Source organism: Shewanella waksmanii ATCC BAA-643 (assembly GCF_000518805.1).
Lineage (GTDB): Bacteria > Pseudomonadota > Gammaproteobacteria > Enterobacterales > Shewanellaceae > Shewanella > Shewanella waksmanii.
In genome coordinates this window covers 1-20,314 of sequence record NZ_JAEH01000039.1, presented here as the reverse complement: position 1 = coordinate 20,314, position 20,314 = coordinate 1, and the positions used below count along the sequence as shown (strand labels likewise).

The following is a 20,314-nucleotide window of genomic DNA, read 5'->3' as shown; positions in this document are numbered from 1 at the left end:
CTTTAGGCTTTGCTGACTTGAATACGGATATGACCATAGAAGGCCGACGCGCCGCTGAGCCTATCGTATCTGTCGGCGATAATATCGTTGTTATTGCCACCGCGAACTTGGCTACCAAACTTCAGACTGGCGTGACGTCCATAGGCCCAATGGCCTTGGCCAAAACACTTAGCCACGGTGCCGGGTCTAACCCCTTCCCACAGCGCCGCTGTGCAGCTCAACTGACCCACCGGACTACTCACAATGATGTTATCGCCATCTTTGATACCCAGATTTTGTGCATCAATCGGGTTTAACTTAGCCGTATCCACTTCGACCTTATCGCCTGGATCGACATCCTTAAATTCGTAGTACCAAGGGGTATTGGCTGAACGCCCTTCTTTGTTGAGACGTGACTTTTGATCCACCAGCAATAGCGGATATTGTTTCGCATCACCAAACCGATACGGCGCTTCATAATGGGGCACAAACGCCAGTTTTCCGCGGGCCTCATATTCACAAGCCGCCATCACCTCATCAACACTCACGCTGTGTTTTTTGGCATGTTTGCCTAAGGCGGTCTCTAAGGTTTTGCTGTAAAACTCAAACTGCTTGGTTTCGGTTTTAAACTTACCCCAGCGCGTCTTGAGCTTGTATGGGTGGCTATTCCACACACCGGCTTCTACAAACTTGTCCCACGAACCTAGGTCTTCACCGTACTTGTCTGCACCCGGTTGCCAAAGTGGCGCGGTAACATAGCGCACCAACAATTTACCGAACTCTTGCTCATTTTTTGCGGGTTGCTGAGTTTCAGGATCGAGTAACTGCTCGTTGATGTATCGCCAAGGCTTGTCGAAGCCTTTTTCCGCCAGTTTTTTCGCTAGCAAATAAGGAATTTCAGATTCATCATCCTTAGTGTTCCACAAGCGGTCGATAGAAGGTTGTTGCACTGAAACTTGATGAACACCGTTACCAATCGAATCTAATACCCCCCATTTTTCAAACATATGGTGGTTAGCAGGCAAGATAATGTCAGCAAACCAGCTGAACTCAGAGATATTGGTGGTGATATGCGCCATGAATTCCAGCTGGCTCAACGCTTCATTCCAGCGCTGCCCTTCTGGCGAAGAGAAGTTGAAGTTATTGAAATAAGCCAACATCACTTTGATCTCATAAGGATCGGCGCTTAGCATGCCATTTGGCGCATTGCTGGTGATCACGCCACCACCCGATTTGCCCTTTTTAAGTGCAGGAAACGCCAAGGTGCCACGCTGATCAATTTTCGGGCTCTTAACCGTCTTTTTAGCAATATCATCAAGATAGGGTTTCGAATCAGGGAAACTTTTGTGCAACTTGATTTTATTGGCAGGGAACAGTCCGCCTTTATTATCAATGCCACCAAATAGGCCATTAAGTGCATGGCAAGCAAAAGAGGTGTAAGTCCCGCGAGTGTGCATAACGGCGCCGCGTGAGGTCCAAACCTGCACCGCTGGTGCTGCCGCCGCCATATCCTTAGCAATACTGATAATGGTTTGTGGGTCAATATCCGTTTGCTCTGCCGCCCACTCTGGCGTGCAATCTTTAAGCGTTAAGTTCCACCACTCAATCAAGCCGTGGGTATACTTTTCATCAAACTGGCTTGCAGCAATCGTTTTGCCCGCAACAAACTGATTGTTACCGTCTTTAAAGTCACCCACAAATGGCTTATGCCAACCGCCTTCAACCAAAGCGACATGGGCAATAGCTAGCGCCAAAACACTGTCTTTGGCAGGCTCAATAGGGATCCATTTATGGGCTTTGCTCGCCGACGCTGACAGTCTTGGATCCACCACCACCACTTTGGCCTGATCTAAGGCATCACCCCAAGTTTTAGAGTAGTAAGAAACCTGACGGTTACTGGCGATGGGATCAGCGCCAAATGACAAAATGAATTTGGCATTGGCGACATCATATTGGTTATAACCCCAGTTACCATCTTGGTAATAGGGCCCCATTTTATGGGCTTCTGCACAAATTGAACTGTGAGAGATATTATTGGGCGAGCCAATCATGTTGGTGAGATGTTTATAAACAAACTCATTAATGTGCGAGTAGCGTCCACGTAGCAAGGCGTATTTATTGGCTTCGCCGGCGTTACGTAAATTAATGATTTTATCCGCCAACAAATCCAATGCTTCATCCCAAGAAATGGGTTTAAACATTGGGTCATGCTGCTGACCCTTCTTAGGGTTAGTACGTATAAGCGGAGTGCGGACTCTATCTGGGTCATACACCTGCTGTAAGCTAAGGTGTTGGCGTGGGCAGCTCGACTCGCCGTGAACCTGAGAATTAACATTGCCGCGCACTTTGACCGCGCGGCCATCCATCACGTAGACCTGTTTGGCACACCATGAGGTACAACCTTGGCAAGTGGTACCGACCCACTTACCGGTGCCCGTCAACGCATCAGATTTTGGTAACTCATTTTCAATGGCTTCAACCATTGGCTCAACCGCTGTCGTGCTACAACCCGTAGCAGATAGCGCCGCTGTCGCCGCACTAGACTTTAATAAAGCTCGGCGGCTTATTTGGATTTTTTTGCTCATATCATCACCCTTGGCAAACTTCATATATACAATATTGCATATGCGATTTATCGTATGTATACACCTAAAGAGGCAGAACAAGTAGTTTCAAGGTGTGCGATCAATCACAGATTATCGCTTTAGCATCTGCTTAATCATGTGGTGGGTAGTGGGATAACGGCGGCTTCTAGCAGGCAATAGAGGAAACAGTCAAACTTTACTTAAAATAACATTAATTGTTTATTTAACAACAAGTAAAGTGGGTTTCAGATCACCAAAATGGCGATCTAACCTGCTCTATCTAAGCCAAGCTTTTGCAGATAAAATAAACAAGTCAATTTTGTGCTTTAGGTCACTGTCATTAGTTGACCAAATTAATCAGGATTTGGTCATTAAATTGTAATGATTTGGTGGTAATTGGCCGCAATGGTAGTTGAATGCCCTAATCACGGCCCGGCAGTTTAATTAAAATTACGCCCAGCATTGGCAACGCGTACTTTTTCAATCGCACCGCGTTTTTGCATGGTGATATAGAGATCACGGCCATCTTCTCCACCAAACGCAACGTTGGTCGGGTGCTGACCTGTGAGTTCAATGGTATACATGAGCTTACCTACTGGTGATACTACCGCCACCACGCCAGCACCATAACGAGCGATGTATAAATTGCCCTGATTATCAGTGCGCATGCCGTCGAGTCCATGGTCATCAAAGGCAATCAGTAGGCGTTTGTTACTGACTTCGCCCTCGGCGCTGAGATCATATTGCCAAACTTTACGCTGCACGCTTTCATTGACGTACAAAGTGCGATTGTCTGGGCTAACTTCAATGCCATTGGTGGTGCCCATCGCTTGCTCTAACAGCTGTGTTTGACCTTGGGTATCGATACGCCACAATTGGCCACTACTTTCGGCCCAGTTAGGATCGCTGGCAAATAAAATACCATTATCCATAATGGCAATATCATTGGGTTGGTTCATGTCAGCATTGTGGGCATAAACACTCACTTCAGTGCTGTTAGCAGCCACTTTAAGAATGTTATGTCCCATATAATCAGCAATATACATATTTTGTTTAGCATCAAAGCGAATACCATTGCCAATAGACCCTTCAGGTAAACTCAAATACAAACTCGCATGACCATTGCTATCTACTCGTCCAATGGTGCCCTCTTGGCCAAAGTTAACCGCGTATAAGTTACCTTGTTTATCCAATGCTGGGCCTTCAACTCCCTGAGTAAAAGTGCCAGCGGCAACCCAGTCTTGGCTTTTAAGCGACTCACTGGTGTCAGTTTGATGAGCAGACAAAGGTGCTGATAATGCACTGGCTAACACGCTAATACCCGCGACAAGTTTAAATTTTATTGTTAATCCCATAGTGGTGATTTGCCCTTTGATTGTAGTGATATTGCCAGCTGTTCTAAGTCTAAATAACCCCGTAAACAACCGATATTGCTAATAGACGCTCATTGATTAAGTTACATAGTAACACCAAATGTTATTGCTTTGTGTTATTTTATAACATAAGCTAAACCTAACCTGTTTCAGCTGAAAACTCAATAATTTGCTCAGCGAGAGCCACCATAAGCAAGGGATATGTCGATGCAATTTGACCCGCAAAACTTGGCACAGCAAGCCGCTGGCAATGCGCCAAATCGTATTCACAAAGGCCTGGGCGACCTCAATACATTGGCGCAAGGTTGGCAGATCCTCGCAGAGCAGTTGAGTTTACCGGCAGCCACCCTCAAACGCAGTGCTATCGAGCAGAACCTGCAATGGATGCAATCGTTTGCCGACAGCGCTCACGTACAACTTGCACCTCACGGCAAAACTTCTATGGCACCGGCTTTATTTCAAGCACAAATAGCCAGTGGGGCTTGGGGTATGAGCGTTGCTAACGCGCAACAAATAGTGAGTGCCCACCATGCGGGCGTGCAAAACATCATCTTGGCCAATCAACTCGTTGGCTTACATAACTTTGCTATTGTCGCTAACGTGCTACGTCAGCACCAAGGTCAGTTGTATGTGTTTGCTGATAGTTTGGCTAATTTGGGCGCCATCAACGATTTTTTTGCGCCGCTAAACCTCAATGTCAATGTGTTAATCGAGCTGGGGGTGACAGGTGGTCGTTGTGGAGTTCGTCAGCACCAGCAAGCTCACCAGTTAGCCGATTTTATCGCGCAATCATCGGCGCTAAACTTGGCCGGAATCGCCTTTTATGAAGGTGTGATCCATGGAGACAATGCGGCTAACGATATTGGCGAGTTTGTTGACCAAAGTGTGCAATTAGCAAAACAGTTAGCCAAACGCCTCGCGCCGCAGAAAAACTTTATCATTACCGGCGCTGGCTCAGCTTGGTACGACATTGTTAGCCAGCACCTGATAAAGCACGATCCTGAGCAGCGCTTAACCGCCATTATTCGCCCGGGATGTTACTTAATTCACGATACCGGCATCTACCAAGATGCACAGCAACAAGTCTTAGCTCGCAGCACATTAGCCTGTGACATCAATGCCGAGCTAACCAGCAGTCTGCAACTGTGGGCCTACGTGCAATCGGTCCCTGAAGCGGGCATGGCAATCATCGGCCTAGGTAAACGTGATGCCGCCTTTGACGCCGGCTTACCCACTCCTGAGCTGCATTATCGACCACAACAAAGTGCGCCAACCCCAGTGAATCAAAACTGGAAGATGGTACGCATCATGGATCAACACTGCATGATGAGCGTTCCCCAAGACAGTGATATCCAAGTTGGCGATCTCATCTGCTTTAGTACTTCACACCCATGTCTGACACTCGATAAGTGGCGCTTTGTCGGCATAGAAGATGACAACTATTGTGTTAACCAAATTATTGAGACTCACTTCTAATGACAACCACAACCGACCACCGCATGGACATTGTTAGTTGCATTAAACAGCGACTACCAGCACTGAGACCCTCAGAGCAAAAGGTCGCGCAGTTTATTCTCGCTAATCTTAATTATGCCGCGCACGCCCCCATAGGCGAGCTGGCCGACAAAATACAAGTCAGTCATGCCAGTATTACCCGGCTGGCCAAGGCGCTAGATTGTATTAATGTACGCGACTTAAAGTTCAAGTTGGCCCAATCGAGTGCTGTGGGCGAGCGCTTCACCTCAGACACTAAGGTAGAAAAAAAAGACATCCCCGCCATCTACCAATCTATTCACGATGCACTGTCTCGTAACGCAGGATTGATTGAAGAGCAGAGCATTCAAACGGCCTGTCAGCTCGTCACCCAAGCCAGACAATTGCTGATCTTAGGGGTGGGCGGCGGCAGTAGCATCATGGCGCAAGAGTGCCACCACAGACTATTTAGACTCGAAGTGATGAGCAATGCCTATAGCGATCCTATGTTGATGCGTATGGCCACCGCCACCGTTGAAAAACAGGATGTGATTCTATGTTTGTCATTAGGTGGCGTGAGCCCCGATGTACAGCACAGTGCCACCATTGCCAAAGAATATGGCGCCAAAGTGATTGCCATTTGCCCACAGGGGCCATTAGCAGAGTTGGCCGATGTCCACCTGCCGATTGAAACCGATGAAAGCGACTACATTTTCAAGCCCAGCTCATCACGCTACGTGATGCTGGCGGCTATTGATATTTTGGCCAGTGAAGTCGCGGTCATCAACCAACGTAAGTCCCGCGAGAAGCTACGCCGGATTAAACTGCACCTTGATGATCATCGCCAAAACGATGGTCGCTTACCGCTGGGAGATTAGCGCTATGGTAACCCAGGTTAAGCCTGCCGCTATTACGGTTATCCAAGGTGCCCAAGTTTTCGATGGTACCGGCGCTGCGCCAATAAACACTGATGTTGCCATTTGTGGTGATCAGATTGTCCATGTTGGCTGTTGTGAGCATCTGCAAATTGCGCAAGTTATTGCGGCCCACGGTTTAGCGCTAGCCCCAGGTTTTATAGATGTTCATACCCATGACGACCTTGCAGTCATGCGCGATAAACCCATGCAGAGCAAGTTATCTCAAGGGGTCACCAGTGTCATTGTTGGCAACTGTGGTATCAGTGCAAGTCCGGCACTGGCTAACGATGAACCGTTGCCGGACCCAATTAATCTACTTGGCGACAATCACGCTTTTACTTACGCCACGTTTGCTGATTATGCCAATGCCATTGCCAAGGCACAGCCTGCTGTGAATGTTGGCGCGTTGGTCGGCCATACTACGCTGCGCTGGCAGGCAATGGATGATTTAACTCAATGTGCTACACCTGAGCAGATGCAGCAGATGCGCGCCCAGCTCAATTTAGCGCTCAGCCAAGGGGCGCTCGGCTTTAGTACGGGGCTTGCCTATCATAATGCACAAGCGGCCAGCGCGGCAGAAGTGCACTATATCAGTCAAGATTTAGCCGACTATGGCGCAATCTACACCACCCATTTACGCACTGAGTTTGCGGGTATTCTCGATGCCATGACCGAAGCTTTTGATCTCGGCAAAGCCGCCCAGGTGCCGGTGGTCATTTCGCACCTTAAATGTGCTGGTGTCGATAACTGGGGACGTGCACCAGAAATCGTGGCGCATTTGGCCCACGCGCAGCAACACCAGCAGGTGAGCTGTGACTGTTATCCTTATACTGCCAGTTCAAGCACCTTAGATCTCAATCAAGTGACTGACGATTTTGACATCTTCATCACATGGTCAACCCCACACCCAGAAATGGCCGGGCAAAACCTCGCCGATATCGCCCACACTTGGCAATTATCACTCACCGAGAGTGCAAAACGATTGCAGCCTGCAGGTGCGGTTTACCACTGCATGAGTGATGACGATGTCAGCCATATTTTGTCGCAACCAACCACTATGGTTGGCTCAGATGGGTTGCCCTGCGATCCGCACCCTCATCCGCGTCTTTGGGGCACCTTTCCACGCGTATTGGGTCACTATGTGCGCGAAAAGCAGTGTTTCGGACTATCTGAAGCCATCTACAAAATGACCGGCCTAGCCGCCAGCCAGTTTAACTTGGCTCAACGAGGCAAGATTGCCGCGGGTTATTTTGCTGACTTAGTGCTGTTCAATCCCGAAACCGTCAACGACAGCGCCAGCTACGAAAACCCCAAACAGGCGGCGACCGGTATCGAGCAAGTCTGGGTCAATGGCCAGCTAAGCTACCAGCAAGCACAAGGTGCATTGCAAGTGGGGGCGGGACAACTACTAACACGATCTTTTACTAACCCAAAAAATGACAGCGCTGCCATTTTGCCGCGCTCACAAGCATCAAGGAGTACACAATGACAATTACCCGTTTTGGCACCGAAGGTGGCGTTGGCACAGGCGGACAGCATCTGCCCTTTTCTCGCGCAGTGGAAGCCGGTGGCTGGTTAATGGTTTCTGGACAAACCCCAATGCGTGATGGCGAAGTGGTTGAAGGTGGCATTATTGAACAGTCCACTATTGCCATTGAAAACTGTTTTGAAATCATGCGCGAAGCGGGCTATAGCGCAGAAGATGTGGTGCACGTTACCGTGGTGTTAACTGACGCCCGTTATTTCCAATCGTTCAATAAAGTGTTTAAGCAATTTTTCGGTGATAACCCACCCGCACGGATCTGCATGGTGGCTGATTTAGTGGTCGATTGTAAGGTCGAAGTCGACGTGCGCTGCTTTAAGCAGGCGTAATGACCACTATGTTCGTCCAATAACTTTATCCATCAACAATAAGAAAACCTAAAGGTAATCAAGTATGGAAATCATGTTTATCTGGTCATTCGCTGCCTATATCGCGGTGATGATTTTCATCGGTTGGTTTGTCACTCGCAAACAGCGCGGTGGCGAGCAATTTTTATTGGGCGGGCGCAATTTACCTCTACTACTAACGCTAGGCACCACAGTGGCAACCATGGTGGGCACAGGTTCATCCATGGGGGCGGTCGGGTTTGCCTATAACAATGGCTGGGCTGGCACTTTATATGGTTTGGGCGGCGCAGTAGGTATCTTATTGTTGGCTTGGCTTTTTGCACCAATACGCCAACTAAAGTTTATGACCATGAGCGAGGAGCTTGCCTACTATGTGGGCGCCAAAGTGCAGATCAAAAATCTCATTGCTGTGATCATTTTTATTGCCAGTATCGGCTGGTTGGGCGCGCATATTATTGGCGGCGGCATGTATCTCGCGTGGCTGATGGATATCGACATTGGCTGGGCCAAGGTCATTGTCGCCCTCAGTTTTACTCTATATGTGATTATTGGTGGTTACACCGCAGTGGTGTGGACCGATGCCATTCAAGCGCTAATTTTGTTTTCAGGCTTTATCCTCATGGCACTGTTTTCCATTCACTTTATTGGCGGCTGGCAGCCCATGCTTGCCGCGCAGCCATTAGAGAATTTGTCACTATTTGCCACCGAAAAAATCGGCATCATTCCGGCGCTGTCGTTAGCCGCTGCTGTGATGGTTGGCGTATTAGCTACTCCTTCATTTAGACAACGTATTTATTCGGGTCGCGATGTCAGCTCTATTCGAAAATCCTTTACCTATTCCGGCATTTTGTACCTGTTTTTCTCTTTCATTCCGGCCATTATCGGCATGGCGGCATTTGCCACCAGCCCTGAACTTAACAACGCCTCTTTCGCTTTCCCGCATATTGCGCTCAACATCATGCCATTGTGGCTAGGTGCGTTAATTGTGATCGCAGGTATCTCTGCCACCATGTCCAGCGCCAGCTCAGATGCCATTGCCGCGGTGAGCGTGGTACTGCGAGATCTGTACTATTTAGGTAGAGGGCAAATGCCTACCCCCAATCAGGTGGTGTTACTTTCACGCATCGCATTAGCGATGACCATTGCTTTGGCCCTACTACTGGCCCTGAGCTCAGATAACATTATCAGTTATATCACCACCATGATTGCGGTACTCATGTCAGGCTTATGTAGCTGCTCTATTCTTGGCCGTTTCTGGCAGCGCTTTAATTGGCAAGGAGCCATGGCCAGCCTCATTTTGGGCAGCCTAACCGCCATTGTGGTTACCCAAATTCCACATTGGCTTAGCTTCTGGGGCAACCCAATTTTACCATCGCTTATAGCAGCATTACTCGGCGGCATCATCGTCAGCCTATGTACGCCAGCTTGCGGTGTCAGCCAAGCACAAGCCTTGGCCATTCTCAGCCAGCAACGAGAGCAAATGGAACAGGAACAGGCGTCATGACTCAAATTGTGTTCTTTGGCGAGTGCATGTTAGAAGGCGAACCTTGTGGATTGTTTAGCTATGGCGGCGACACCCTAAATAGCGCCGTTTACTTACGCCGAGTAAGCGCTAATAACATCAATGTCGCCTATGCGACTGCACTAGGTACTGATGATGACAGCCAACGATTACTGAACGCTTGGTGCCATGAAGGTTTAGACACACAACTGGTCACCCGCTTAAGCGATAAAAAGCCCGGCCGCTATCAAATCCAACTTGATACCCATGGCGAACGCCAGTTTAGCTACCAGCGTGCCGATAGCGCTGCCACCGCTTATTTTAACGAAGCCGATACCCCTCTTGAGCAGTGCTTGCGCAGCGGCCAGATTGACTACCTTTACTTAAGCGGGATCAGTTTAGCGATCCTGAACGATCTGGCTAAAAACCGTTTATTAAGTTGTATCGCCGACTTTAAACAACAAGGTGGCAAGCTCGTCTTCGACAACAACTATCGCCCGGTATTATGGCAGCATAGTCATGTGCGGCATTATTACCATCAAATCATGCAATTGACTGATATCGCCCTGTTAACCGATCAAGATGAGTATTTGCTATATGGCGAGCAAAACCTAGCGCAGATCATCGCCCGCACTCAGGCAATGCAGATCCCTGAAGTGGTGATCAAGCAAGGCGGTGAGCCCTGTGTGGTCATTACCGCCAACGGCCAAGAAACCATTGCCACTGACAAGATGAGTGACGTGGTGGATACCTGCGCTGCTGGAGATGCTTTCGCCGCCGGTTACCTTAGTCAACGCCTCAAGCAACTGCCTGTGCAGCAAGCGGCGCAATTTGCCCACCGCTTGGCTGGCAGAGTGATTCAATACCCTGGCGCGATAATCCCCAGTGCCGCCATGCAAGATCTCATGACGGTAAATTCCTAATGCTTATCCCCATTAAACGACGTACAAGAGAGTTACTCATGAACCTAGCAATATTCACTATTGGCGTACTAGTTTCAATACTGGCACTGCCAATCCATGCAGCTGCGATGCCTGCAGAGATATCTCCCGCAGCAAGCTTGATGCCGCAACCAAAATCGATGACAGTCACCACAGCACAGCTAAAACTCGGCGATACCATCAACTGGGCAAGCGTGGGCTTATCTGCACAGCAACAACAAGCGTTAACGCTCAAACTCACCAAGCAACTGTCAGCGGCATTGCAGCGCCCTGTGCAATTGACACAGGTTGCGAAAGACCAAGCACAACTGCTGATAACTCAACAGACAAGTCAGGCTCATCGGCCGGTGAAACTCGGCGATGACGAAAGCTACACGCTTAACATTAACCAACAACAAATCCAAATAAGCGCTGCCAATGAGCTCGGAGTCAACCATGGCCTAAGCACACTCAGTCAATGGCTGTATCCCCAGCGTAACCTCATGACAATTCAAGGGTTGCAGATAGAAGATGCACCTCGCTATCCTTGGCGCGGATTACTGATAGATAGTGCCCGTCATTTTATGCCTATCGACACTATTAAGCGTCAAATTGACGGTATGGCCTCAGCCAAACTTAACGTATTACATTGGCACTTAACCGACGACCAAGGCTGGCGATTTGAATCAAGACACTACCCTAAACTGACACAACTCGCAGCCGACGGTGAGTTTTATAGTCAGCAGCAACTGCAAGAGATTGTCGCCTACGCAGCCGCGCATGGTATTAGAGTCGTACCTGAAATGGATGTTCCTGGCCATGCTTCAGCTATTGCCGTGGCCTATCCAGAACTAATGAGCCAACCGGGCCCCTACGAGATGGAGCGCCATTGGGGGGTGTTTGAACCTATCCTTGACCCCACCAACCCGGATGTTTATCAATTTGTCGATAAACTCGTCGCAGAACTAGCGGCAATATTTCCCGATCCCTATCTGCATATAGGCGGCGATGAAGTACCACCCACACAGTGGTTGAATAACCCTAACATTGTTGCGTTTATGCATGACAATGACTTCGAAGAAGGCGAAGATTTGCATGCCTATTTTAACCAGCGTATCAGCAAAATTTTAGCGAAACATCAACGCAAAATGATGGGTTGGGATGAAGTATTTCACCCGCAGTTACCTAAAGATACGCTGGTACAATCCTGGCGAGGCATGGACTCATTAGCCAAGATCACCGCTGCGGGTCACCCCGGATTATTATCAACGGGCTTTTACATCGATCAGCCGCAGTACTCTAGTTACCATTATCGTAATGAATTGACACCACGCACCCCGTTCGCCATGCCTAAATTTGCGCCGCAACAGCAAGCGCAATATTGGCAGCTTACTATCCCAAGGTTAAAGGGCAGCGCGGTAAGCGTTGGGCTACTGATAGCCGCCGATAGCCCGAGTGCCTATGTGCGTCTTAATGACAAGTTTAGCCGCCAAGTGAGTGTCAGCCAGCAAGGTACAAATGTGGCGTTGACACTCGACACTTGGATGGGGCCGGTGGCTTTTGAGTTGGATTTAGCTGACCATCAAAACGCCACTGGTTTTGCTTTTATCGGTAACAGTTACTACCCCATCAATGGACAACTGACAGCCGAAAAAGATGCTAATCAACTGGCGCAAGACAAGCTGCACTTAGCCCCTGCCACTCACCCTTTAAGCCTCACCAATACCCTTGGCGGAGAAGCAACCATATGGGCTGAGCTCATTACCGCCAACAACATTGATGTGCGCATCTGGCCACGTTTATATGTCATTGCAGAGCGGTTCTGGTCAGCTAAAGACCAAACCGATGAAGCCGCCATGTATCAGCGCCTTGCCGACATGGAACATTATGGCGCTGAGGTTATTGGTTTGCAGCATCAGGCGCTGCAGCAAGCGGGCTGGCAAGCACTACTTGGCGAAAAATCAACGCCAGCCGACGCCCAGCCATTACACATTTTGGCACAAGCACTAGAGCCTGCTCATTACTATACTCGCCACCATATTAACTATCAGCGAGACTTGTATCATCAGCAGGCACCGCTAGATCACTTTGTTGACTACCTCGCAGTAGAGAGCTTGCCCCTAATCGCCATTGAGCAGCAGTTGCAACAAGCAGACGCACCACTTAAACAGGCGCTGGCAGCCATGGAGCAGTTACTGTTTCAATGGCAAGCTAATCAGCAACCACTGCTGACGCTGATTGCTGAACACCCACGCCTAGGAGATATTAACGAGGTAGCCAATCAAATGAGTCAAGTGACTGACATAGGTTTGCGACTCACTAGTCAGTGCCAGCATCCACCACTAAGCTCGCCCCAAGCGGACGCTATCGACATCCAATTACTGCAGTTATTGCAACAACAAGAGCCACACGTGATAGCCGCAGCCCATACTTTAAGACGTCTAGTTAGCTATTGCCGCTAGCGATTTTGCTAGCCACTAGGCCTAACAAACTAATAAGCAAAGTCAGCGCTGAAAAGTTGCTGACTTTATGCTTTTAGCAATAGATTCTAAGCCATTATTTTATTGTCACCTCTGCCTATAAAACTGCTATTTAATAGCGAAAGCTAGTCGTTAACTACACCCCAAACAACAGCATTTAGATTAAATACACCCCATAGCACATCAATCAAAACGTTGATAAACAATAGACCAATTCATCATTTACTTTTTATATTCAGATTGAGATAAATAGCGACCCATATTTGATCCTGACCAAATCAATATGGAAATAATATTCATCGCTATGCTTGAGTTGAAATCTATTATGAGAAAACTATTGAGCTTATTTAGTAAGCGCACCAAGGTCGAAATATTTCCCGCCACTGCTGGGCGTTTATGCCTGCACAATCAGCCCGTCAAAGGTTTACAGATCCGCCGTGGTTTTTACCATGTCAGTGTAGCCAAAGAAGGTGTGTGGGAGCAAACCACTACCGACATCAATGGCCGTTTTTACTTTAGTGAACACTGCATCCAATCGGTACTGCCTGCTCATCAACTTGATAACGCCATCACGCATCAAATTATTGAAGTGGCCGACAATCGCTTTATTGAGTACCACGACCGTTATTTGTGGTCAGCTAAGTCTATCGGGCGATCGCATATCAGTCATTTCCAGCAACGTTTAGGTATGCTCGATGGTGACTTAAATCAGCAACAGCAGCGGCACAATATCATCGGCGATGACGGCCAAATACTGGTGGTTGATAGCCTGTGCCATTGGCCAATGTTCACCATACAAGAAGCCAATCAGCAACGCGCTAATGCTGTGGTGCAAGTTTGATACTTTTAAATTTTTTTGAATATCTTTAATTGAAACAAGCATCAACGATATAAACACATTGTTATTGACACATTAATGACATTGATTGCAAATACGTTAATAACGAATAAAAAATCAAGCTAATAATATATATCGACCAACAGGGTTGAACATAATAGTTAAAAGTAAATGTTGATTATTTATACCAAAGAATTATTTACTTAAATTAATTGTTCACGCAAAATATTGAGCATATTTTTGCCATAACAGCATCAATATCTTTACCGTTTTGGCCTGTTGCAAAGTGTTAATTACAAAAAGTGTTCGTTGTAAAAGGCTGTCGTTGCCAATAGCAGTCGTTACTAAAAGCCACCGTGTGTGGGTGCGAGCATTTTTAAAAGCAACATCGTCGCAGGCTACCTAAGTAAGAGTCGTCATATTATGCGATACAAAGGATTGTTAGGGCTTGGCGCCGCACTTTTTTTACTGCTGGCGAGCCATGCTTTCACCAAGGATTCAACTATGCTGTCAATGTTTAAAAAAGCGGTCGATGTCGAAGTATTCCCTGCTGTGTCAGGCAGTATAGTGCTTCACGGCAAGCCAATGGCCGGACTCAAATTGCGTCGTGGGTATCTGTACCTCAATGTGACTGAAGAAGGCGTGTGGGATGAGACAGTGACAGACGACAAGGGTCAATTTAGTTTCTCTGACATAGTCATACAATCCAAACATCCTACTCACGCATTCAGTACCAATATTATTCAGCAAGTAATTCAAATATATGATGATAACTACCCTGAATATAAAGAAGTATATCTATGGTCCACCAACTCTACAGGGATCAAACAAAATAGTTTTTTTATTGAAAGACTCTCTCAATTACATTGCGATTTGTCGGACGATGTCATTTACCACCAAATCATAGACGAACAGTATAAAGGTGCAATTAGATTTGAGATTGACAGCATCTGCCGCTGGCCGAGCCTCGAAGCTTTAGAGGCCGAAAAACGTGAAAAGTATGGTGAATTATAACTACTAGCAATCAATAACAAGGAATGTTCAATGTCAGCCCTTTCACCGAGATTAGCTTCAGAGCTAGCACAAAGTGCATATGTTTTTGTCAAACCAGGTACAGGCCTTTTGAATACTCAAGGCTTTGGAACCCGTTATACTCAACAGTTTTTTTCTTTTGAAAATAAGGTAATGGGAAAGACTGGCGGCTACTTCATTAATAAAGAAACTGGGTTTTCCGCTATGGGGATTGGCAAAGGCAAGCACGAAGGTGATGCGATAATAACTATTCGCGGTACTCACCTCCCCTCCCTTGCAGATTGGGGGACCAACTTGCAGCTTGCTCTCCATACTGCCGATAACAACCAGCCGGTACATGGTGGATTTCAGCGAGCTTTTTCATCACTCAAGCCGCAATTTCAGCAGTTTTTGAATCAATGGCAAACCAATAATTCAACAGGTACTGTGCACTGCGTGGGCCATAGCTTAGGTGGCGCATTAGCAACGCTCACAGCCGATTGGATATCGAGCCGCTACACAAAGAATGTCAATCTATACACTTTTGGTGCCCCGCGGGTTGGTCAGCTCGGTTTCGCATTAAAAAACACCACTAAAGTGCCAAACAACTACCGTTGTACTCATGGTGCTGACCTAGTACCCAAAGTGCCACTGTGGCCATTTTTCCACTCACCCTACAAAGGCTTTGAATATCGTCTTGATCGTTCGCAAGGGTTGAGTATGGAGGCACATGGCATGAGCCCATTAGAAGGTGGTAACCCAGGTTACCTTGTAAGCGCAAACTGTGAAGACTGGTCTAGCTTGCAACGTAAATCCAATGAGTATTTACAGCCGGTACGCTTAAAATATGAAAACCGCAATCAAGCGAGTTACAGCGACTATTGGAGTGAACGCCTCAGTGCCGCATTGATAACCTTGCTGCGTGAAACGGGCTATTACGCAGCAGTAGCGGTGCAAGCTACCATTAGTGCCGGTGCAACTTTTTATGATTTAGTTGCCCGCACCTTAGAAACCATTGCCAAAACCGCCACCAAAGCCGCCGATCAAGTTAAAGGACTATTAGGCCATATGCTGGCATTTGCGGGCTCTGCAGTTACCCTAGTTGCCGATCTGACTTACCACACGATTCGCGCCATCTTTAACAAGATGCTCAAGCGTTTATATGCGGGCGTGCGTGAAGCGCTCAAGTGGGTGCATAAGCAGTAATACCAATCAGTATAAGAATTTGATCTACTCAGAGCGCTTTTGGCAAACTAATTCAAGGCGAATAACTGAAACAATGGTTGCTCCCTTGTGAGGTTATTCAACGTAGAAGTAGGTAGCCTAAAACGCGCCAGAATGGCGAGTTTTAGCGATTCTGATGCTGTGTTAACGAGCTTAACCGTAGAATAACTATGCTCTTCACTCGTTGCCTTGCCTCAGAACCGCTAAACTCTCGCTGAGTGACTAAATGTTTATACTGATTGGTATAATACCTTGGCGATAAACTGCAAATACAAAAAACGCCTCATAAGAGGCGTTTTTGTTAGATACTGTCAATTACACAAGGTAATCGACACCTAAGGCCACAAACAGGGCAAACCCTGCCCAGTTATTATTTAAAAACGCTTTAAAGCACGGCGCGCGTTCACGGCCATTGATAAGTCGTTGCTGGTACAGGCTAAAGCCGATAAAGGTGGCAATACCTAAACCATACATTAAGCCGCGGTCAGCCGCCCAGCCTGCAGTAATGAAACACCCCAGCGCAGCTAATTGAAACAGCCCGATAATATGACGGTCATATTGGCCAAATAAAATCGCGGTCGATTTAATGCCAACCTTGAGATCATCATCCCTATCCACCATGGCATACATAGTGTCGTATGCGACTGTCCAGCACCAGTTAGCCATAAACAACCACCAAGCTTCAGCAGGCACTTCACCGGTTTGCGCAGCATAGGCCATAGGGATAGACCAGCTCCATACTATGCCTAAAAACATTTGCGGCATATTGGTAAAGCGCTTAGTAAATGGATAAATAATGGTAAGAATTATCCCGACCACCGACAGCTTAACCACCAGCGGGTTAAGCATTAGCACTAAGCCAAAGGCAAATAACGCCAGTACCACAAATAGGGTTAACGCCTCTTTGACCGACACTTCGCCGCTTGCCAGCGGCCTTGATTTAGTGCGCTCAACATGGGCATCGAGGTTTCTATCAGCGTAATCATTAATGATGCAACCACACGCACGCATCACCACCACACCAATAATGAAGATGACCAATACCTTGATATCAGGCATCCCACCAGCGGCTAATACCAATGCCATTAAACATGGCCACATTAGCAATAAGGTGCCGATCGGCCGGTCCATGCGCGCTAAACGCAAGTAGATATCTAACTTAACTTTGAGATTCAATTTAGGCACTCCTAATACTGCTGCGGCCTTTATTATTTTTGTTGTCAGCAGGCATTATGACTGACCTTGGCGGACATTCAACTGCTTTAATGCACCAATGCCTGGCATCAGCCAATTAACACGCTGCCAGTCGGGCATATGCCACCACCAGCCACTTGCTACCGACATCTAAAAAGTCCACTTGCACTCGTGCTTGGGCGCCACTGCCTTCAAAGTTAGTGACCTTGCCTTCACCAAATTTAGGGTGCATCACCTGCTGCCCCAAACTAAAGCCGGTGTCGTTGGCAGGCCCTTGGCTTTGACCAAAGCGCTGCGACTGCGATGGCGCCGATACGCTCGCTTTCATGCGAATTTCTTGCACGTAGTCACTGGGGATCTCATTGATAAATCGCGATGGTCTTGCAAAGTTTTCACGGCCATAAATGCGGCGTGACTCAGCATAAGTGATGTACAGCTGCTTCATCGCACGGGTCATGCCCACGTAACACAAGCGCCGTTCTTCATCGAGACGGTCACCTTCATCCATCGCCATTTGGCTTGGGAAAATCCCCTCTTCGACGCCGGCCATAAACACCATAGGGAATTCTAGGCCTTTCGCTGAGTGCAGGGTCATCAGTTGTACGGCATCGGTAAAGGCATCGGCTTGGCCTTCGCCCGCCTCTAATGCGGCATGGGATAGAAACGCATTAAGCTCGCCCATATCCTCTAAATCTTCCGGCATCACAAAGGTACGCGCTGCGGTCACTAGCTCGTCCAAGTTTTCCACTCGGGCGCGGGCTTTCTCGCCTTTTTCGGCTTCATACATCGCCTTTAAGCCAGAAGTTTGAATCACATGATCTGTCATGCGGTGCAGCGACTGGTCTTCGGTTTCTTGCTGCATGGTCACAATCAAGTCCATAAAGCCGCGGATAGCATTAGCAGCACGACCACTGAGCAGTTTTTCATCCAGTGCACGCAGGCAGGTTTGCCACAATGTCAGCTCTTGCTGACGCGCGGTAGAGCGCAATATATCTAAGGTACGGCCGCCGATACCACGGGCTGGCGTATTGACCACCCGCTCAAAGGCGGCATCATCATTTTTATTGCTGATAAGACGCATGTAACCCATGGCATCTTTAATCTCTTGGCGTTCGAAAAATCGCAAGCCACCATAAATACGATAGGCCAACCCTTTATGCAGCAAGGCTTCTTCCAACACACGGGACTGGGCGTTTGAGCGGTACAAGATGGCGCAATCACTCAAATCGCCGCCCATGTCCTGCCAGTCAGTAATACGGCCGACAATAAAGCGCGCTTCATCCATCTCGTTAAAAGCGCAATACAGCCCTATCTGTTCACCGTCTTTGTCTTCGGTCCACAGCTTTTTGCCCATACGGTCAGGGTTGTTAGCAATCAATTCATTGGACGCATTAAGGATGTTGCCACTAGAGCGATAGTTTTGCTCTAATCGAATGGTTTCAGCATGGGGGAAGTCATCTAAAAACTTGTGCAGGTTCTCTACCTGTGCGCCGCGCCACCCGTAAATAGACTGATCATCATCACCCACTATCATCACATTGGCGCTATTACCAGCCAGCACACGAATCCAGGCATACTGAATCGCATTGGTGTCTTGAAACTCGTCCACCAAAATATTCTTAAATCGGTCTTGATAATGCTGCAATACATGGGGTTTATTGAGCCAAAGCTCATGGGCGCGCAGCAAGATTTCGGCAAAGTCGACTAAGCCTGCTCGATCGCAAGACTCTTGATATACCGTATAAATTTGCAATAGGTTTTGCTCAATGGGAAAGCCGCCAGCGTCGATATGCTTGGGACGTAAACCTTGGTCTTTCTTACCATTGATATAGCCTTGCGCCTGACGTGGCGGATATTGCTTTTCATCCAAATTAAGGCTTTTTAGAATGCGCTTGATCAGACGTAATTGATCGTCTGAATCTAGAATTTGGAAACTCTGTGGCAGGTTGGCATCTTGGTAATGGGTGCGCAATAAACGATGGGCTAAGCCGTGGAACGTGCCTATCCACATACGCCCCATATTGCTGCCACTGACCTTCTCTACCCGCTCACGCATTTCTGCCGCAGCTTTATTGGTAAAGGTCACCGCTAAAATAGAATATGGACTTTGCTGTTCAACCTGCATTAACCACGCAATACGGTGGGTTAGCACGCGGGTTTTACCACTGCCTGCGCCGGCCAGTACCAACATGCTAGATTGAGGTGCGCCAACGGCTTCGCGCTGTTTATCGTTTAAGCCGTCGAGTAAAGAAGATACGTCCATTCCTGCCTCCAAAAAATTCAGCGAGCAGTATAACAGGAGCCGTGGTTGAGATGATAGAGAGTTGGGTTATCCAAGGGATGATGGATGGTTACGGTTTCACGTCTGGTGGGGACCTGTGTCGAAGGCTAACGCCTTGATTGATATCCATTGCCTGCAGCAGGCTTTATGTGCAGATGCTATTTCGGGACGCTTTGCGCCATCCATGGCCGCTTAACGAAAACATCCATGTTTTCGATACCCTCAGCCGCATCTACACTGGATTATTTGTCTCTTCGAACTAGGCTTTATCATTGAGAACAGTACAAGTCATAAATTTAGTTTGCTCTGACCCCACATATCCTTTCACTATTATAAATTAGCTAGTAGAAACATACACGCAGACTACACCGAGATGAGGTCACTTCTGGGTATGTCCGAAGCGAATCAAGATTTATTATTAGCTGGTCAGTCAAACTCAGGGATGACGACACCTGCACATTTGACTGCAATAATCTTAACTCAAATCACTGGTAAGCCCCTAGTTATCTAGACACTTTCTAGTTTCTCAAAATACTGCTTTTCGAACTTCATTGGTGACAGTCCGTTATTACTACCATGATGGCGCACTGGATTATAGAAATATTCGATATAGTTAAATATTTCTGAGCGTGCTTCATCTCTGGTTTT

15 protein-coding genes are annotated in these 20,314 nt (G+C 47.6%); 10 read left to right on the top strand and 5 right to left on the bottom strand.

The window, feature by feature from the left end; genetic code table 11:
- Window positions 1–2 precede the first annotated feature (2 nt).
- Window positions 3–2,564, bottom strand: a complete 2,562-nt coding sequence (arrA, locus tag L865_RS0114605) for an arsenate respiratory reductase molybdopterin-containing subunit ArrA (RefSeq protein WP_028773911.1) — start codon at window positions 2,562–2,564, stop codon at window positions 3–5.
- A gap of 440 nt (window positions 2,565–3,004) precedes the next feature.
- The gene (locus tag L865_RS0114600; protein ID WP_037471256.1) at window positions 3,005–3,919 is read right to left on the bottom strand and encodes an SMP-30/gluconolactonase/LRE family protein; all 915 of its coding nucleotides are present in this window, start codon (window positions 3,917–3,919) and stop codon (window positions 3,005–3,007) included.
- A gap of 225 nt (window positions 3,920–4,144) precedes the next feature.
- On the opposite strand from L865_RS0114600, the gene L865_RS0114595 reads away from it, so the two are divergent.
- From L865_RS0114595 to L865_RS0114550, 10 genes are all read left to right on the top strand, one after another.
- Window positions 4,145–5,413 (top strand): amino acid deaminase, encoded by a 1,269-nt coding sequence (locus tag L865_RS0114595; protein WP_051484628.1) that lies wholly within the window; start codon window positions 4,145–4,147, stop codon window positions 5,411–5,413.
- A complete protein-coding gene (locus L865_RS0114590) occupies window positions 5,413–6,288 on the top strand; it encodes a MurR/RpiR family transcriptional regulator (RefSeq protein ID WP_245608448.1) in 876 nt (291 codons plus the stop codon). The genes L865_RS0114595 and L865_RS0114590 overlap by 1 nt, the downstream gene beginning before the upstream one ends.
- A gap of 4 nt (window positions 6,289–6,292) precedes the next feature.
- Entirely contained in the window at window positions 6,293–7,816 is a 1,524-nt protein-coding gene (locus tag L865_RS0114585; RefSeq protein ID WP_028773907.1) for an N-acyl-D-amino-acid deacylase family protein, read from the top strand.
- A complete protein-coding gene (locus L865_RS0114580) occupies window positions 7,813–8,199 on the top strand; it encodes a RidA family protein (protein ID WP_028773906.1) in 387 nt (128 codons plus the stop codon). The genes L865_RS0114585 and L865_RS0114580 overlap by 4 nt, the downstream gene beginning before the upstream one ends.
- Window positions 8,200–8,263: 64 nt before the next feature.
- The gene (locus L865_RS0114575; protein ID WP_028773905.1) at window positions 8,264–9,721 is read left to right on the top strand and encodes a sodium:solute symporter family protein; all 1,458 of its coding nucleotides are present in this window, start codon (window positions 8,264–8,266) and stop codon (window positions 9,719–9,721) included.
- Window positions 9,718–10,641 carry a sugar kinase gene (locus L865_RS0114570; RefSeq protein ID WP_028773904.1) on the top strand — a complete coding sequence of 308 codons (924 nt, stop codon included), beginning with the start codon at window positions 9,718–9,720 and terminating at the stop codon, window positions 10,639–10,641. The genes L865_RS0114575 and L865_RS0114570 overlap by 4 nt, the downstream gene beginning before the upstream one ends.
- 38 nt (window positions 10,642–10,679) lie before the next feature.
- Window positions 10,680–13,100 carry a family 20 glycosylhydrolase gene (locus L865_RS0114565; protein WP_028773903.1) on the top strand — a complete coding sequence of 807 codons (2,421 nt, stop codon included), beginning with the start codon at window positions 10,680–10,682 and terminating at the stop codon, window positions 13,098–13,100.
- Window positions 13,101–13,443: 343 nt separating this feature from the next.
- Window positions 13,444–13,959 (top strand): DUF6795 domain-containing protein, encoded by a 516-nt coding sequence (locus L865_RS0114560; protein WP_157577591.1) that lies wholly within the window; start codon window positions 13,444–13,446, stop codon window positions 13,957–13,959.
- 420 nt (window positions 13,960–14,379) lie between these two features.
- Window positions 14,380–14,970, top strand: coding sequence for a DUF6795 domain-containing protein (locus L865_RS23910; RefSeq protein ID WP_084632548.1), 591 nt, complete (start codon window positions 14,380–14,382; stop codon window positions 14,968–14,970).
- A 30-nt stretch (window positions 14,971–15,000) separates the two neighbouring features.
- The gene (locus L865_RS0114550; protein WP_028773901.1) at window positions 15,001–16,173 is read left to right on the top strand and encodes a lipase family protein; all 1,173 of its coding nucleotides are present in this window, start codon (window positions 15,001–15,003) and stop codon (window positions 16,171–16,173) included.
- A gap of 333 nt (window positions 16,174–16,506) precedes the next feature.
- On the opposite strand, the gene ubiA is transcribed toward L865_RS0114550, so the two are convergent.
- The 3 genes from ubiA to L865_RS23905 all read right to left on the bottom strand — a co-directional run.
- Window positions 16,507–17,367, bottom strand: coding sequence for a 4-hydroxybenzoate octaprenyltransferase (gene ubiA / locus L865_RS0114545; protein WP_028773900.1), 861 nt, complete (start codon window positions 17,365–17,367; stop codon window positions 16,507–16,509).
- Window positions 17,368–17,482: 115 nt separating this feature from the next.
- Window positions 17,483–19,648, bottom strand: a complete 2,166-nt coding sequence (gene uvrD, locus L865_RS0114540) for a DNA helicase II (RefSeq protein ID WP_028773899.1) — start codon at window positions 19,646–19,648, stop codon at window positions 17,483–17,485.
- Between the two features lie 525 nt (window positions 19,649–20,173).
- A partial coding sequence (locus tag L865_RS23905) for an IS3 family transposase (protein ID WP_037471254.1) occupies window positions 20,174–20,314 on the bottom strand: 141 nt, incomplete at its 5' end.

Coding starts and splice junctions, on each gene's coding strand:
- L865_RS0114600 (WP_037471256.1), bottom strand. CDS start 3,919: ATGGGATTAACAATAAAATTTAAACTTGTCGCGGGTATTAGCGTGTTA.
- L865_RS0114580 (WP_028773906.1), top strand. CDS start 7,813: ATGACAATTACCCGTTTTGGCACCGAAGGTGGCGTTGGCACAGGCGGA.
- L865_RS0114590 (WP_245608448.1), top strand. CDS start 5,413: ATGACAACCACAACCGACCACCGCATGGACATTGTTAGTTGCATTAAA.
- L865_RS0114575 (WP_028773905.1), top strand. CDS start 8,264: ATGGAAATCATGTTTATCTGGTCATTCGCTGCCTATATCGCGGTGATG.
- arrA (WP_028773911.1), bottom strand. CDS start 2,564: ATGAGCAAAAAAATCCAAATAAGCCGCCGAGCTTTATTAAAGTCTAGT.
- L865_RS0114565 (WP_028773903.1), top strand. CDS start 10,680: ATGAACCTAGCAATATTCACTATTGGCGTACTAGTTTCAATACTGGCA.
- L865_RS0114595 (WP_051484628.1), top strand. CDS start 4,145: ATGCAATTTGACCCGCAAAACTTGGCACAGCAAGCCGCTGGCAATGCG.
- L865_RS0114560 (WP_157577591.1), top strand. CDS start 13,444: ATGAGAAAACTATTGAGCTTATTTAGTAAGCGCACCAAGGTCGAAATA.
- L865_RS23910 (WP_084632548.1), top strand. CDS start 14,380: ATGCGATACAAAGGATTGTTAGGGCTTGGCGCCGCACTTTTTTTACTG.
- uvrD (WP_028773899.1), bottom strand. CDS start 19,648: ATGGACGTATCTTCTTTACTCGACGGCTTAAACGATAAACAGCGCGAA.
- L865_RS0114570 (WP_028773904.1), top strand. CDS start 9,718: ATGACTCAAATTGTGTTCTTTGGCGAGTGCATGTTAGAAGGCGAACCT.
- L865_RS0114585 (WP_028773907.1), top strand. CDS start 6,293: ATGGTAACCCAGGTTAAGCCTGCCGCTATTACGGTTATCCAAGGTGCC.
- L865_RS0114550 (WP_028773901.1), top strand. CDS start 15,001: ATGTCAGCCCTTTCACCGAGATTAGCTTCAGAGCTAGCACAAAGTGCA.